This window comes from Cellulomonas sp. GbtcB1, from assembly GCF_019091725.1.
Taxonomy (GTDB): Bacteria; Actinomycetota; Actinomycetes; order Actinomycetales; family Cellulomonadaceae; genus Cellulomonas.
On record NZ_JAGXJG010000057.1, the window covers coordinates 13,078 to 28,114 of the forward strand.

A 15,037-nucleotide genomic window follows, 5' to 3' on the forward strand; every position below is an offset into this window, starting at 1 on the left:
CGACCGATGGCACCGAGTGTGGCGCCCGGAGATGAACGCCGGGCGTCCGGGAGATGGGGACTCGCTGTGCGCGGCGCCGACCGGGCGGCGCCGGCGCGCGCCCCTTGTCGCCAGCGCGGGCACGCTCTACGGGATCCTGGACCGGCTCGTGGCCGCCGGCTACGCCGAGGGCTCGGGCGAGGTGGTCGTCGACGGGCGCCTGCGCCGGTACTACCGGCTCACGCCCGAGGGCCACGACGCGCTCACCGCCGAGACCGCCCGGCTGTCGGCGCTCGCCCGGCGCGCCGACCGGCTGCTCGGCGGCGTCACCCGACCCGGGATCGCCTGATGGGCCCGGGCGTGGACGCGGCCTTCGCGCGATCGGTCGGACGGTGGCTGCGGGCGCACCCGCGGCGGTGGCGTGCGGCGCGCGCGGACGAGATCACCGCGGTGCTGGCCGACCTGGCGCCCCCGGGCGCGCGGCGCCTCGACCTGCGCTCGGGCCTGGGCCTGCTGGTCGCGGGCTGGCGGACCCGGTGGCGCGAGCACCCGCCGCTGCTCGCGTACCTCGGGTACGTCGGGCTGGAGCTGCGGCTCGACCCCCGGTACCGGGACTGGGCGCGGGACGACATCGAGGGGCCGTGGTTCGTCGTGCGGCGGTGGGCGGTCCCGTTCGCGTCGATCACCGCGATCGCCTGGCTCCGGGTGCTCGGCGGCGACGACCCGCCGCTCGACCTGGTGCGGTGGTGGACCCCGGTGATGCTGATCGGCATCGCGATCTGGGGCGGCCACTGGCGCGCCCGGATGGTCGCCCGCCAGCTGGTCGTGCAGCCCGGGGAGACGGTCACCCCGAGCGGGCGGATCCCCGGGATCGTCGCGCGACCCCGGATCGAGGCCCGGTCGTGGATCGCGGCGGCACGGGTGGTCGCCGTGACCGTGCTCGCGCTGTGCGTCGTGACCCTGGCGCTGGCCCCGTACCGGACGTCCGCCGTCCGGGAGGGCGCGGAGCTCCAGATCACGTCGACGCCGATGACCGCCGGCGCGCGCGGCCTCGGGCTCGGGCTCGCGGTGCTCGGCGTGCTGGTGGGCCTCGCCGCCCGGCGACGGGCCGGTGCGCGCGTGCGGGCGTGGCGGCCCGTCGGCCAGCCGCACCGGTGGGTGGTGCCGCTCGGCCCCGCGGGACGCAGCCGGCTCGCGGCGGCCGTCGGCGCCGGCGCGCTCCTGACGCCGTGGGCGCCGGGGCTCGCCACCCTGCTCGCCGGCCCGGTCGCCGCGCTCGCGGCCGCCGCGCTGCCGGTGCTCGCCGCCGCCGGCCGGGCCCTCGACGAGGGCCGCACCGGCGTCGTCGCGGGGATCGACCTCGTGCGCGCGCTGCGCCGGCAGCCCGACCGGGCCGACGTGCCCGTCGACGGGTACCTGCCCGCGGCGGACTGGCTCCCGGCCGGCACGGTCGTCCCGCTGCCCGGGGACCCGCCCCCCGCCGCCCGGACGCCGGGCACGGCGCTCGACCGCCGGGGCTGAGGCCCGGCCCCGGCGCCGAGGTCGGTGGTTCGGCGCGAGATCGGTGGTTGTACCCACCGATCTCGGCGCGAACCACCGACCTCGGCGAGCGGGAGGGGGGTGGGGTGGGGTCGGGCGGGGCGGGTGGGGCGGGCGGGGCGGGTCGTCAGGGCGCCGGGGCCGCGCGGCGGGTCAGGCGCCCGCCGACCGCGCGGGCCAGGCGGTGGGACGGTCGCTCGACCACGCGGAAGAAGCCCTCCGCCAGCAGCAGCGAGACCGGGACGGTCAGCAGCAGCACCGCGGGCGACGTCCAGCCCGTCAGGTAGCCGACCGCGACGACGACCGGCTCGTGGACCAGGTACAGGCTGAACGACCGCGTCCCGAGCCAGCGCACGGCCGGCCGGCTCAGCGGCCGGGCGAGCGGCCCGAGCGCCGCGACCACGAGCAGCCCCGCGCCCGCCGCCTGCAGGACGCGGGTCAGCGCGACCACGCCGTGCGGCACGTCCTCCCGCGCCCCGCCCAGGTCCAGCAGCCAGTAGCTCGTGGTGAGCAGCACGGCCCCGACGAGCACACCGGCCCAGGCGACCCGGCCCCAGCGCGCCGTGACGGCGGCGATCCGGTGCCGGCCGGCCGCCAGCACGCAGCCCAGCGCGAACAGCGGCAGCTGGTAGAGCGCGCCCAGCGCGTAGGGCTGGTCGACCGGCCCGGTCGCCGCGCCCACCCAGGCCACGGCGGCGAGCGCGCCCACCACCAGCGGCGCCCAGTGCCGCAGCCGGGTCGCCGCCAGCACGAACAGCGGCAGCAGCAGGGAGAACAGCACCTCCCAGCGCAGCGACCACAGCGCGGTCATCGTCGAGCCCGCCGGACCGACGAGCAGCAGCAGGTCGCCGAGGACGCCGGCCCGGCCGACGTCCCCGTGGAACGTGAGCCACGGGCTGAGGCCGGCGGTGTCGCCGACGGGCACGGCGAACCGCAGGGCCAGCGCCAGCACGACGGCGGCCCACACCGGCAGGTACAGCCGGAGCAGCCGCTGCGGGTAGTACGGCCCCCACCGGTGACCGGGGCGGGTCGCGGCGACGGTGAGCACGAACCCGCTGAGGACGAAGAACACCTGCACCGCGACCTCGCCCTCCCAGAGCAGGTGCAGCGGCGTCGCCGACACGGCCTGGACGAGCGCGCTCCGCGGGGCGGCGGGGTCGTCGTGCACCGCCATCAGCGCGGGCGTCAGCAGCAGCGAGTGGTGCACGAGGACGACGAGCGCCGCGACGCCGCGCAGGCCGTCGAGGCCCGGCAGCCGGCCACTGCCCGCGCCGGCTGCCGGCGCGCCGGGGACCGCGCCGCGGACGGTCGTGGGGACGGACATCGCCACCTCCGGGTCGGGGGCCGTCCCGGGCGGCCGACGGCGCCCGGCGTCGCGACCCGAGAGTCTGTTGATAGCCCAGCACCCGGGCGCAACTGTCCGTTTTGTGGGTTTTTCGCCCGAATGGACGTACCGGTCAGCCGCCCGGCCCGTGTCCTCGCCGGCGCGGTACCGCGGGAGCCGGCTCGCCGGCAGCGCGGCCACGGCGCTCAGGCCGGCGAGCACCAGCAGCCCCACCCGCAGCGTGTCCAGCCGGACCTGCTCGTTGACCGCCACCGCCGCGTCGACCTGCGCCGGGTCGGCGTCGGTCCGCGACTCCAGCGCCGCCCGGAGGTCGTCGCCACGCCGAAGACGGGGCGCCAGCCGACGAGCGTGCCGAGCACCCCGCCGAGCAGGAACGCGGCGACCCCGGCGAGCGCGCGCCGACCCGAGGGACCCGATGGCGGTGGCCCGCTGGTCGCCGACGTAGCTCTCGGCGATGAGCGCGACCAGCGCGGGCACGATGACGGCCGCGGACGCACCCGCGAGCGCCTGCGCCGCGATCACCCACCCGACGGCCGGCGCGAGCAGCATGAGCAGGCTCGACACCGCGAACGTCCGACGTCCACCCGGAAGGCGCGGACCCAGCCCAGGCGCTGCCCCACCTTCGCCCCCGTCATCACCAGGGCAGCGACCGACAGGCCGTAGGTCACGATCGCGCCGCTCACGGCGGTCGGCGGGACGCCGAAGTCGGCGACCATGCCGCCGATGGACCCCGGCAGCGCGGCCAGGTCGGGGTCACCGACCCGCGCGGGCGGCCGCAGCTGCGAGTGCGGCTGCCAGGCTGCGGCCGTGACGACCGACGTGATCTGGCTGGGCGCTCTCGTGCTCCCTGCCTCGCTCGCCGCGGTGCTGCTGGCGCGGGGCGGCGACCGCCGCCGGACAGCAGCCGCCGCGCCGTTCGCGCTGCTCCCGCTCGCGGCGCTGGCCGTGCTGGGCACCGGCGCGGGGGCCGGCACCGGCTCCGGCACGGGCGGGCTGGTGCTCGTCGACGCGCTGTCGCGCCCCCTGGTGCTGGTCGCGACGGTGCTGTACGCCGCGGCCCTGGTCGTCACCGCGCGGTCGGGCGCACCCGGCGCCCTCCGGCTGACGGCGCTGCTGCTGCTCTGCGGCTCCGGCAACGCCCTGGCGCTGCTCGCGGCGGACGTCCGCACGCTGGTGGCCGGGTGCCTGGTCACGACGGTCGCGGTCGCGCTCATGGCCCGGCTGCCGGCGGGCGGGCCCGCACGGTCGGCGGCCCGGCTGCACCTGGCGCTGGCCGTCACCTCGGACGCCGCGCTCGTCGCCGCCGCGGTGCTCGTCGTCGGGGCGGGCGGAGTGCGGCTCGCCGACGTGCCCGCGGTGGTCGCGACCTCGCCCGTCCTGGTGCCGGTCGTGGCGCTCACCCTGGTCGCGTTCGGCATCCGCGCCGCCACCTTCCCGCTGCACGGCTGGCTGCCGCTCGTGGAGTCCACGGTCGCGATCCCGGTCGGCGCCGTGCTGAGCGGCACCGTCGTCAAGGTCGGGCTGGTCGGCCTGCTGCGGATGCTCCCGCTCGGCGAGACGGCCCTGCCGGGGTGGGGCACCGCACTGGTGGTCGTCGGCCTGGCGGGCGGGCTGCTGGCGGTCGTGCCGGGAGTGCTGAACGACGACGCCGAGGTGTCGCTCGGGTACAGCACCGTCGGCCAGATGGGCTTCATCACGGTGCTCGTCGGAGTGGCGCTCGCGATACCGGAGCTGGCCCGGGCGTGCGCGCTGTCCGCCGTCGTGTACGCGGTGCACCACGGGATGGCCAAGGGCGGTGTCGTGCTGTCCGTGCAGATCTGGCAGCGGCACGGGGGCGGGCGGCTGCGCCCGCTCGTCCTCGCCGGCGCCGCAGTGCTCGCCCTCGCCGTGGTCGGCGCGCCGTTCGGCAGCGGCGCGGTGGCGAAGTACGCCGCAAGCGCGCCCTCGCCGACGGCCCCGAGCCGGCCGCCATCACCGTCGCGCTGCCGTTCGTCGCGACGGTCTCCACGCTGATCCTGGCCCGCACCGCCATGATCCTGCGCCGGCACGTCCGGCCCGGCCGGGTGGGACCCGACGTCGGCCTGGTGTCCTGGGTCGTGCTCTGCCTCGGCGGGACCGTCGCGACCTGGTACCTCGCGGGCCGGTGGGTGCCCGTGCTGTCCGTGCCCGCCCTCGACACCGTCACGCTGTGGCAAGCGACCTGGCCCGTGCTGCTCGGCCTGGGGCTCGCCGCGGTCGGGGCCGTGGCGGTGCGGGCCGGCCTGGTCCCGCCGCGGCTGCGTGCCGCCACCATCCCGCGCGGCGACCTCGTGGCGGTGCTCGGCGGGGCGCTCGACGTGGCGACCACGGCACGCGCGCGCTCCCGGCGCGAACGGCCGCCGGCGGACGCGCCCGGCCCCCCGGACGAGCACGCCTGACGTCCCCCCGTCCGCGAGGCCCGGCCGGCGGCGGGCCCCGCCCGGTTGCCGCACGGTCCCGTCCGTGCGGGGATGGGGCGTGCTCGCTGACCCGACAGGGACGCGCCGGTGACCGGCCGGCCCCCGCTGCGCATCTCCGTCGTCGTACCCGCCTGGGACGAGGAGGACCGGCTCCCGCGCTGCCTCGCGTCCCTCGCGGCCCAGACCCGGCTCCCCGACGAGGTGGTCGTCGTGGACAACGCCAGCGGCGACGGGACCGCGCGGGTGGCCGCCGCGGCCGGCGCCCGGGTGGTGCACGAGGCCGAGCGCGGCATCTGGCCCGCGGCGGCGGCCGGGTACGACGCCGCGACCGGCGACGTCATCGCGCGGGTGGACGCGGACACCGTGCTGCCCCCGGGGTGGCTCGCGCGGGTCGAGGCGCTGCTGGCGGACGACCCGGGGTGCGCCGCGGTCACCGGACCGGGGCGGTTCCGGCTCGGTCCGGTGGGCGGGCTGGGCAGCGCGCTGGTGCACCTGCTCTACATGCGCGCGTACTTCGTCCTGGCGGGGCTCGCGCTCGGCGGTCCCCCGGTGTTCGGGTCGGCGTGCGCCGTGCGCGCCGCCGCGTGGCGGACCGCCCGGCACGAGGTGCACCGCGAGGCCGACGTGCACGACGACCTGGACCTGAGCTTCCACCTGCCGCCCGGGTCGGTCCGGTACGACGCCGGGCTGGCCGTGTCGATCTCCGCCCGCCCGCTGCGGTCGGCGCGCGGGCTCGGCCGGCGGGTGGCCCGCGGGTGGCGGTCCGTGGTGCTGCACTGGCCGGAGCAGGCGCCGTGGCGGGCGCCGGGGCGCCGCGTGGCCTGGTGGCGGGGGCAGGCGGCGCCGGCAGCACCGCCGCGCTGACCCGGCCGCGTCAGCCCGCGGGGCGGACCGGCTGCCGCAGCACCGTGCGCAGCCGCCCGGGCGCGACCCGCCGGGGGTCGCCGAGGTAGATCTCGTGGTGCCGGCCGTTCCAGGTGAGACCCCGGGCGGGCATCACCTCGCGGTGCAGCCGGGCGAGCGCGGGCCCCTCGTCGTCGTACGGCCCGACGTGCAGCGCCTGCAGCGAGCGGCCCTCGTCCAGCGTGAGCGGGACCACCCGGTCCACGGGCAGGCCCGTCCCGCGCGCCGCCGCCGCGGCGCGCCCGTCGGCGACATCCTCACCCGTGACCGCGGCCGGGAGCGGGATCAGCATCGTCCAGTCCCAGTCGCCCCGGCGGCCCTCGGTGAACGCGGACGGGTCGGCGCTCGACCACAGCCCCTCCAGCGGTCCGACCACGAACGCCTCGCCGGTGCGCCGCTTCACCGCCGCGCGCACCGCGTAGGCGGCGGTGTACAGCGCCGCGACGGCGTCCGCGTAGGCGGCCGAGTCCGGGTCGCCGTGCCCGTCGACCGCGAGGTACTCCGCCGGCGGCACGACGACCTCGTCCCACCCGGGACCCGCGCGGTACAGGTCGGCGCGCTCGCGGCGCACGTCCGTCGGCATCGTCGGCCCTCCTCGAGGCGGTCGTGCGCCCATCATGGCGCGCCGCCGACGGTGCGGGGCCCCGGGCGCGGAAAAGGCCTGGGCCGGCGGCGGGGACCGCTGCTACGGTCGCCGCGTGGAGGCGATCGAGGTCGACAGAGCCTAGCCACCGGACCGCCGGTGGCTCGCCCCGTCGTCCGACGCGCAGCGCCGGTCCGCCCGCCACGGGCGTCGACCGCGCCGCGACGAGTCCCCGCACGTCCGGCGCCGCACCGACCCGGTGCGCGACCGCCCGGCCGCCCGCCCCGGCACGCCCCGCGCGTCGCCGGCGCGACCCGCGCCCGGCCCGGCCGCCCACGCCGACCAGCCCTCCCCGCCCACGGGCCCGGGAGAGAGAAGAGCACGCCCATGTCCCCCTCCCCCACCGTCACCCTGCGGGGCGTCACGCTCGAGTGGCCCGACGGCACGGTCGCCCTCGACCGCCTCGACGCCACGTTCACCGCCGGCCGCACCGGCCTGGTCGGCCGCAACGGCTCGGGCAAGTCCACGCTGCTCCGGCTCGTCGCCGGCCTGCTCGTCCCCACGTCCGGCGCGGTCGAGGTCGTCGGCGACGTCGGGTACCTGCCCCAGACGCTCACGCTCGCCCGGGACACCACCGTCGCGGAGCTGCTCGGCATCGACCGCACCCTGGCGGCGCTGCGCGCCATCGAGTCCGGGGACGTCGACCCGCGGCACTTCGACGCCGTCGGCGACGACTGGGACATCGAGGCCCGCGCCGACGAGTCGTTGCACCAGATCGGGTTCTCGGCGGCTGACCTCGACCGGCGGGTGGCCGAGGTGTCCGGCGGCGAGGCCGTGCTGATCGCCGTCACCGGCCTGCGCCTGCGCCGCACCGCGGTCACCCTGCTCGACGAGCCGACCAACAACCTCGACCGGCCCACCCGCGCGCGGCTCGCCGAGCTCGTCGACACGTGGCCGGGGACCCTCGTCGTCGTCAGCCACGACCTGGAGCTGCTGGAGCACGTCGACCGGATCGCCGAGCTGCACGACGGGGCCCTGGAGACGTTCGGCGGCACGTACAGCGCCTGGCAGCAGCACCGGGAGGCCGAGCAGGCGGCCGCCGAGCAGGCCGCGCGGTCCGCCCAGCAGGCCCTGCGTTCCGAGAAGCGGCAGCGCGCCGAGGCGGAGACGACGCTCGCCCGGCGGGCCCGCACCGCCCGGGCGACCCAGCGGGACGGCGGCATCCCGAAGATCCTCGCCGGCAACCGAGCCAGCCGGGCGCAGAACGCCGCGGGCGCCCTGCGGTCCACGCTCGACGACCGGGTGCGGGCGGCCCAGACCGCGGTCGACGGCGCCGACGCCCGCGTGCGCGACGACGAGCACATCCACCTCACGCTGCCGGACCCCGGGGTGCCCCGCGGCCGGCGGATCGCCGAGCTCGCCGACGGTGCCGGCGGCACGGTGGTCGTCCAGGGGCCGGAGCGCGTCGCCCTCGTCGGGGCCAACGGCACGGGCAAGACGACCCTGCTGGAGCAGCTGGTCCGCGGGTCGGCCCCGGCGCCCGGTCGACCCCACGGCCGGCTGCTCACCGACGCGGTCGGCTACCTGCCGCAGCGCCTCGACGGCCTGGACGACGAGGCCGGCGCGCTCGCGGCGGTGCAGGCCGCGGCGCCGGGCACGCCGCCCGGGACGCTGCGGAACCAGCTCGCGCGGCTGCTGCTGCGCGGCGACGCGGTCGACCGTCCGGTGCGCACCCTGTCCGGCGGCGAGCGGTTCCGGGTCGCGCTGGCGCGGCTGCTGCTCGCGGACCCGCCCGCGCAGCTGCTCGTCCTCGACGAGCCGACCAACAACCTCGACCTCGCGAGCGTCGCGCAGCTCGCGGAGGCGCTCGACGCGTACCGGGGCGCGCTGCTCGTGGTGAGCCACGACCGCGCGTTCCTGGAGCGGCTCGGGCTGGACGCGGTGCTCGAGCTCGGGGCGGATGGGCGGCTGCGGCGGCGCGCGGAGCTGCCCGGCTGAGGGCGGGGCGGCTCCGGTCACGCGCCGGCGGGGTCAGCCCGCCGGCGTGGCCCCCGCGTCGTCGCCTCCGGCACCTGCCGTCATGCGCGCGGCGCGCACCGCCCGGCGCCGGTCGACCACGACCACCACGCCCAGCACGGCGACCGCGAGCGCGAACCCCGCGGTCACGTCGGTGAGGAAGTGGTAGCCGAGGTACAGCCGGCTGCCGGCGACGAGCAGGATGCCCGCACCGGTCCCGAGGGCCCAGAGCACGAGCGAGCGCACGTGCGGGCTCCGGATCCAGATCAGGTACCCGGCCGTGAGCAGGAACGTCGCGGTGCCGACGGTGTGACCCGACGGGAACGAGTACGTCGACTCCGACCCCGGCACCGTCATGGTGTCCAGCGGCGGGCGCGGCCGGGCCACCGCCGACTTGATCGCCAGGGACACCAGCGTCGAGAGCACCATGGCCCCCGCGAGCAGCGCCGGCTGCCACCAGGAGCGCGTCGCCAGCCCCCACACCAGGCACGCGACGACGACGACCGCCGGCAGGACGCCGGGCCCCGTCACCGCCGAGACGGCCGTGAGGAACGCCGTGACCCCCGGCCCGCGGGCGGCGACCAGCCAGTCCAGCACCGGGAGGTCGGCCTCGGCGAGGTCGTCGCCCTCGGCCACCGCGTCGTGCACGACCAGCACCCCGGTGAGGCCCACGACCACCAGCAGCAGCCCGAGCACGACGGCCGCGCGCGACGTCGGGTCGCGCAGGTCCCCGCGGCGGTCCCACACGGCGAGCGCCGACCGTCGGGCGGTGGCGACGGTCCGCCGGTACCAGGGCTCGGGAGGCATCGGGAGATCGTCCCAGGCCGCGCCGGGACGCGCTCGGGGAACGGGCTGTGGCCGCGGGAAGGCGCCAGCGGCCGGCGGAGAGTGCGCAACCGACACGTCGAGTGCCCATCCGCCGGATGCACACTCGTCGTGTCGCGCATCCACTCGGTGCCGGGCGGCCGGGCGGCGACCGATGGTCCCAGACGCGCCGGTCCCCGCCGTGGGATCGTGCTGGAGCCACCCGGAACCGCCCCGGTGCCCGTCTGCGAGGAGGCCCGACCGTGACGGATCCCGCCATGACAGGCACGAGCGACGTCGGCGCGAGACTCCCGCCGCGCTCACCCCGTGCCGCAGCGGCCGTGCTCGTGCCGGCGGCGCTGCTCGTGATCGCGGCGATCTCGATCCTCGCCGAGGGCGGTGACGCGGCCGTCGCGGCAGCGTTCGCCGTGGTGGGTGCGGGCGGGCTGACCGTGGAGCGCCGCGTCCGCCGGTCCGTCGGCTGACTCCGCGGGCGCGGACCGCCAGGCACGGGCCCCGCCGGCGAGGCCGACGAACGCGGCCGGCCACGCGATCACCACCAGCAGCCGGTGCCAGGCGCTCAAGCGCCCGCCCTGTGTCGTGCCCGGCCCGTCGTGCGCCGTCAGGAGGAGGCGGCGTCGTCCGGTCGACCGCGCTCCCGGGGACCCGGGGCGTGCGGGACCAGCTTCAGCCCGATCACGGCGCCGACGATCCCGGCGAGGAACAGCACCTTCGCCGGCGAGGCCGCCTCGTCCCCCGCCACCATCGCGTACGTGACGGTCAGCGCGGCGCCGACGCCGACCCACACCGCGTACGCCGTCCCGATCGGGATCGTCCGGGTGGCCCAGGCCAGCCCGCCCATGCTGGCGGTGAGCGCCGTGAAGAACACGACCGTGGGCACGGGCCGGCTCAGGCCCTCGGACATCCCGAGCGCGGTCGCCCACACCGCCTCGAAGACGGCGCTGACCAGCAGGACGAGCCACGGCACGTCAGCTCACCGCCTTCAAGCCGACGACCGAGCCGATCAGCAGCACCAGCAGCGCGACCCGGGCGGCGCCCAGCCGGTCCTGGCTCGTCGCCGCGGCCCACACGACGGTGAGCGTCGCACCGATGCCGACCCACACCGCGTACGCGGTCCCGGTGGGCAGCGTCTGCATGGCCCACGCCAGGCCGACCATGCTCAGGCCCATCGACAGGAAGAACACGACCGTCGGGATCACGCGCCGGAAGCCGTTCGACGCCGCGAGCGCCGTCGCCCACACCGCCTCGAGCATGCCGGACCCGATGAGGACGACCCACGCCATGGCGAACCCGACCGCACCCTCAGGACGCGGTGACCCCGGCCGCGCTCGGCACGCGGCGCGCGACGAGGCGGTTGAGCCGCTCGGACATGACCAGGCCGAGCGCGACGAGCACGGCGGCGAACAGAGGGAAGATCCACGTCCCCGCCCAGGTCGACAGCACCCCGAACAGCGGGGGCGCGAGCGTCGAGCCGGTGTACGCCGCCGCCATCTGGATGCCGATGATGGCCTGCGAGCTGCTGCGGCCGAAGTTCACCGGCGTCGAGTGGATGATCGCGGGGTAGATCGGCGCGCAGCCGAGCCCCGCGACGACGAGGCCGGCGAGCGCGAGCACGTCGGTCCCCACCGGGAGCGCGATGAGCACGACCCCGACCGCCACGGTCGCGAAGCCCCCGCGGATGAGGAGCGTGTCGCCGACGCGGTCGGCGAAGAACCCGGCCAGGAACCGTCCGCCGGTGATGCCCAGCAGGAACAGCGAGCCGAACGCCGCCGCTGTCGCGGTGTCGACCCCGCGGTCGGTGACCAGGTACGTCGAGGCCCACAGGATCGCGGTGCTCTCGAGGGCGCAGTACGCGAAGAACGCGGTGAGGATCAGCAGCACGCCCGGGATGCGCAGCGCCTGGGCCAGCGGGACGTGCGCGCGAGGCGTCGACGGCTCGTCCCCGCCGTCGCCGGCGGCCGCCGCGGACCCGGCCGCGCGGACGGCGTCGACCCGCCCCCAGAGCGGCAGGCTGACGAGCAGCACCACCGTCAGGGCGATCTGGATGCCGCCGACGATCCCGTAGGCGCCCGACCACCCGAGCTGGGAGCCGAGGGCGTAGCTCATGATGAACGGGCTGATCGAGGCGCCCACGCCCCAGAAGCTGTGCAGCCAGTTCATGTGGCGCGCGGCGTAGTGCAGGGCGACGTAGTTGTTCAGCGCCGCGTCGACCGCGCCCGCCCCGAGGCCGTACGGGATCGCCCACAGGCAGAGCAGCCAGAACGACCCGGACAGCGAGAAGCCCACCAGCGCGGCCGCCGTCATCCCGACGCTGACGGCGGTGACCAGCCCGGCCCCGAACCGCCGCGTGAGCCGGTCGGACGCGAGGCTGGACACGATCGTCCCGACCGAGATGATCATCGTCAGGATGCCCGCGAACGCCAGCGGGGCCCCGAGGTCCTCGTGCATCACGGGCCACCCGGACCCGACCAGGGAGTCGGGCAGCCCGAGGCTGATGAAGGCGACGTAGACGATCGTCAGCAGGAGCGAGTACACGGCGTGGTGCGCTGCCTCTCGGCGAGTTCGGGCACGGTCGGACGGCTCCGGCCGGCGAGCGCCCGCAGCTGATGTGGACGATCGTACCGATCATGCTGGCCGGTCGGGGCGCCGTCCACGCCGTCAGCGGCGCGGGTCCGCGCCCCCGTCGTCGGAGCCGCGCCGCACCGGGAACGTCGCCAGCAGGACGACGAAGGCCCGGCACCATGGAGCTGTCGGGCCTTCCTCTCGTGTGTGCGAGTCTCGTCGCTGAACTCCTCCGGCGCGGGGCTGGCGGTCGTTCGCCAGGAGATCGGCTGGGAAAACGCGAAGGAGGCCGCGGACGCCTGCGGTCTTCCGGCCGAGAGCTGGCGCAGCTGGGAGCGCGCCGGTCGACACCCACGAGAGCGGTTCGTGCAGCGCAGCGGGCGAGCTCGACCGCCGGCTGCGACTTCTCCTGGCCGGTGGCCGGCTCGTACGCCCCCGAAACGGCGAACGGCACCCCGTGGGGTGCCGTTGCGACCTGTGCGCCCGGAGGGACTCGAACCCCCAACCTTCTGATCCGTAGTCAGATGCTCTATCCATTGAGCTACGGGCGCATCGGCCCCGGAGGGCCGTTGAAGAGAGTACAGGCCGCACCGCCCCTTGCCCAAACCGGACCGACGTGCGCCCGGCCACACCCGCAGACGGACCGCTCCACGCCCGCTGCGTAGGTACCCCGCCGCCTGGCCTCCGCGTCCCCACGCCACGTACCGTCGCGGGGTGCCTGACGACGCTCCCGCCGCCACCACGTCCCCCGCCTCGACCCCCTGGTCGGTGACCCGTGGCGCCCTCGTCGGCGCCGCCGAGGCCCTGCCCGGCATCAGCGGCGGCACCGTCGCCCTGGTCACCGGCGTCTACGAGACCGCCGTCACCGGCGCCGGACACGCGATCTCCGCGCTGCGCCTGGCCGCGACCGACCGGGTCCGCGCCCGCGCGGAGCTCCGGAAGGTGCGGTGGTCGGTCATCGTGCCGCTGCTCATCGGCATGGTGCCGGGGCTGCTGATCACGGTGCGGTTCATCGCGCCGCTGCTGGAGGAGCACCCCGTCCCTCTCTACGGCCTGTTCCTCGGCATGACGGCGGCGGCACTGGTGGTGCCGGTGCGGATGGCCGGCGCGCGGTGGTCGGCGGGCGAGGTGACGCGGGCGCTGGTCTTCGCAGCCGCGGTGTTCCTGCTCGTCGGGCTGCCGCCGCAGCACTTGAGCCCCACCTACCCGGTGGTGCTGGTCGCCGCGGCCGTCGCCGCGTGCGCGCTGGCGCTGCCCGGGACGTCCGGGTCGTTCCTGCTGCTGACGTTCGGGCTGTACCAGCCCACGCTCGCGGCGCTGAACGACCGGGACTGGGGCTACGTCGCCGTGTTCCTCGCCGGGATCGTCCTCGGCCTCGCGTGCTTCGTGAAGGCGCTGCAGTGGCTGCTGGAGCACAAGCGGCGCCCGACGCTGGTGCTGCTCTCCGGCGTGATGGCCGGGGCGCTGCGCGCGCTGTGGCCGTGGCAGGACGACGACCGGACGTTGCTGGCGCCGGGCGACCAGGTCGGGCTGGCCGTGGCGGCGTTCGCGGTGGGCGCGGCGGTCGTGCTCGGGCTGGTCGCGGCCGAGCGGCGGTCCCGCTCGCTGCCCGACGCGGGCTGAGTCAGCCGCAGCCCACGAGCACGGCGCCCGCCGCCACCTCGACCGGGTGCAGCTCCGGCCGCGCCCGCAGGAACTGCGCCGGCCGCGCCAGGGCGCCGTCGGCCCACGGCACGTCGGCGGACACCTCGACGACCAGCGGGGCGATCCGGGTCGCGATGGCCGACGTCGCGCCGCCGGGCGGGCCGAGCGGGGTGACGAGCCGCCCGAGCGCGAGCCCCGCCGCGAGCCCGAGCGAGCCCGACCGCCCGACGGGCACCAGCTCGCCGTCGACGGGCAGCGCCAGCAGCAGGGCGCCCGGCTGCGCGGCGGACCCGGTGACGGCCGTGGCGACGAGGTCGACGACGGAGCGGTGCTTGACCTTGCGCCACTCGCGGGTGCCGGGGCGGTAGGGCTGGTCGAGGCCCTTCGCGACGAGGCCGTCGACGCCCAGCCCCGCGAGGTCCCGGAACCAGCGCGCGGCCAGACCGGCGTCGCCGGTGAGCGGCGAGGTGGACAGCGGCCCGACCCAGGCGGCGGCGAGCTCCTCGAGCGCGATGCGCCGCTCGATGAACGGCTGCGGCCGGAGGTCGACGTGCTCGCGCTGGATGACGTCGAACACGATGAACTCGCCCGGCAGGGTGGCGGCGAACGCGCCCGGCTGCGCGGCGCCGGCCCGGCGCTGCAGGGCGCCGAAGTCCACCTGGCCGGCGCTGCGGACGACGAGCTCGCCGTCCAGCACGGTGCCCGCGGGCACGAGCCGGGCCACCGCGTCGGTCACCTCGGGGAAGTCGTGCGTCAGGTCGGCGCCGTGCCGGGACCGGAGCAGGGTCCGAGGGCCGTCGGCGAGCGCGAGCAGCCGCATGCCGTCCCACTTCGGCTCCCACGCGGTGCCGCCGGGCATGCCGATCGTGTCGTCGAGCCCGGGGACGGGGCGCGCCAGGGCGAGACCGCTGGGGTCGTCCGGCATTCGGGCCACGCGCGAACTGTACGCTCGATTTCCTCCGCATATGTGGGGTTTCGTCCGATTTCGTCCGACCGGGTGAGACGGGCGCCGTCAGGCGGACGTCGCGGGCCTCGCCGGGGGCGGGGCCGACGCGGCGCGGACCGGCGCACGCCGCCCCCGACGCCCCGCGCCGGCGCGTGGTCGCCGACCTCGACGACCAGCTGCGGGTTCGGCCGACCGCTCCACACCCGCGGCGCCGAGCGGTACCGGTCCTCCCAGAACTACCGGTCGTGCCGCACCTC

At 77.3% G+C, this 15,037-nt stretch carries 15 protein-coding genes and 1 tRNA gene; 8 read left to right on the plus strand and 8 right to left on the minus strand.

The window, feature by feature from the left end; all coding sequences use genetic code 11:
• Positions 1–31: 31 nt before the first annotated feature.
• Both KVT14_RS16845 and KVT14_RS16850 read left to right on the plus strand, forming a co-directional pair.
• Complete coding sequence (locus KVT14_RS16845) at positions 32–328, plus strand: PadR family transcriptional regulator (RefSeq protein WP_217616723.1); 297 nt, start codon at positions 32–34, stop codon at positions 326–328.
• A complete protein-coding gene (locus tag KVT14_RS16850; protein WP_217616724.1) occupies positions 328–1,500 on the plus strand; it encodes a hypothetical protein in 1,173 nt (390 codons plus the stop codon). Before KVT14_RS16845 ends, KVT14_RS16850 begins: the two co-directional genes overlap by 1 nt.
• Before the next feature lie 145 nt (positions 1,501–1,645).
• Here KVT14_RS16850 and KVT14_RS16855 read toward each other — a convergent pair whose 3' ends face one another.
• Complete coding sequence (locus tag KVT14_RS16855; RefSeq protein WP_217616725.1) at positions 1,646–3,427, minus strand: acyltransferase; 1,782 nt, start codon at positions 3,425–3,427, stop codon at positions 1,646–1,648.
• Positions 3,428–3,670: 243 nt separating this feature from the next.
• On the opposite strand from KVT14_RS16855, the gene KVT14_RS16860 reads away from it, so the two are divergent.
• The 3 genes from KVT14_RS16860 (at position 3,671) to KVT14_RS16870 (ending at position 6,165) form a co-directional block, all read left to right on the plus strand.
• Complete coding sequence (locus KVT14_RS16860) at positions 3,671–4,876, plus strand: proton-conducting transporter membrane subunit (protein WP_217616726.1); 1,206 nt, start codon at positions 3,671–3,673, stop codon at positions 4,874–4,876.
• A gap of 17 nt (positions 4,877–4,893) precedes the next feature.
• Positions 4,894–5,280 (plus strand): hypothetical protein, encoded by a 387-nt coding sequence (locus KVT14_RS16865; RefSeq protein WP_217616727.1) that lies wholly within the window; start codon positions 4,894–4,896, stop codon positions 5,278–5,280.
• Between the two features lie 108 nt (positions 5,281–5,388).
• Positions 5,389–6,165 (plus strand): glycosyltransferase family 2 protein, encoded by a 777-nt coding sequence (locus KVT14_RS16870; RefSeq protein WP_308161131.1) that lies wholly within the window; start codon positions 5,389–5,391, stop codon positions 6,163–6,165.
• A 10-nt stretch (positions 6,166–6,175) separates the two neighbouring features.
• Here KVT14_RS16870 and KVT14_RS16875 read toward each other — a convergent pair whose 3' ends face one another.
• On the minus strand, positions 6,176–6,787 hold the full coding sequence (locus tag KVT14_RS16875) for a GyrI-like domain-containing protein (RefSeq protein WP_217616728.1): 612 nt from the start codon (positions 6,785–6,787) through the stop codon (positions 6,176–6,178).
• A 387-nt stretch (positions 6,788–7,174) separates the two neighbouring features.
• Between KVT14_RS16875 and KVT14_RS16880 the strand changes: the two genes are divergently transcribed.
• Positions 7,175–8,785, plus strand: a complete 1,611-nt coding sequence (locus KVT14_RS16880) for an ABC-F family ATP-binding cassette domain-containing protein (RefSeq protein WP_217616729.1) — start codon at positions 7,175–7,177, stop codon at positions 8,783–8,785.
• A 33-nt stretch (positions 8,786–8,818) separates the two neighbouring features.
• Here KVT14_RS16880 and KVT14_RS16885 read toward each other — a convergent pair whose 3' ends face one another.
• Positions 8,819–9,610 carry a phosphatase PAP2 family protein gene (locus tag KVT14_RS16885; RefSeq protein WP_217616730.1) on the minus strand — a complete coding sequence of 264 codons (792 nt, stop codon included), beginning with the start codon at positions 9,608–9,610 and terminating at the stop codon, positions 8,819–8,821.
• Positions 9,611–9,885: 275 nt separating this feature from the next.
• On the opposite strand from KVT14_RS16885, the gene KVT14_RS16890 reads away from it, so the two are divergent.
• Entirely contained in the window at positions 9,886–10,092 is a 207-nt protein-coding gene (locus tag KVT14_RS16890) for a hypothetical protein (protein ID WP_217616731.1), read from the plus strand.
• Between the two features lie 137 nt (positions 10,093–10,229).
• Here KVT14_RS16890 and KVT14_RS16895 read toward each other — a convergent pair whose 3' ends face one another.
• The 4 genes from KVT14_RS16895 to KVT14_RS16910 form a co-directional block, all read right to left on the minus strand.
• On the minus strand, positions 10,230–10,595 hold the full coding sequence (locus KVT14_RS16895) for a multidrug efflux SMR transporter (RefSeq protein WP_217616732.1): 366 nt from the start codon (positions 10,593–10,595) through the stop codon (positions 10,230–10,232).
• A 1-nt stretch (position 10,596) separates the two neighbouring features.
• Complete coding sequence (locus KVT14_RS16900) at positions 10,597–10,911, minus strand: multidrug efflux SMR transporter (RefSeq protein ID WP_217616733.1); 315 nt, start codon at positions 10,909–10,911, stop codon at positions 10,597–10,599.
• A 19-nt stretch (positions 10,912–10,930) separates the two neighbouring features.
• Positions 10,931–12,163, minus strand: a complete 1,233-nt coding sequence (locus KVT14_RS16905) for a sugar MFS transporter (RefSeq protein ID WP_217616734.1) — start codon at positions 12,161–12,163, stop codon at positions 10,931–10,933.
• 505 nt (positions 12,164–12,668) lie between these two features.
• Positions 12,669–12,741, minus strand: a tRNA-Arg gene (locus KVT14_RS16910).
• Between the two features lie 163 nt (positions 12,742–12,904).
• On the opposite strand from KVT14_RS16910, the gene KVT14_RS16915 reads away from it, so the two are divergent.
• A complete protein-coding gene (locus KVT14_RS16915; protein ID WP_217616735.1) occupies positions 12,905–13,813 on the plus strand; it encodes a DUF368 domain-containing protein in 909 nt (302 codons plus the stop codon).
• 1 nt (position 13,814) lies between these two features.
• On the opposite strand, the gene KVT14_RS16920 is transcribed toward KVT14_RS16915, so the two are convergent.
• On the minus strand, positions 13,815–14,759 hold the full coding sequence (locus KVT14_RS16920) for an ATP-dependent DNA ligase (RefSeq protein WP_254631130.1): 945 nt from the start codon (positions 14,757–14,759) through the stop codon (positions 13,815–13,817).
• Between the last annotated feature and the right edge of the window lie 278 nt (positions 14,760–15,037).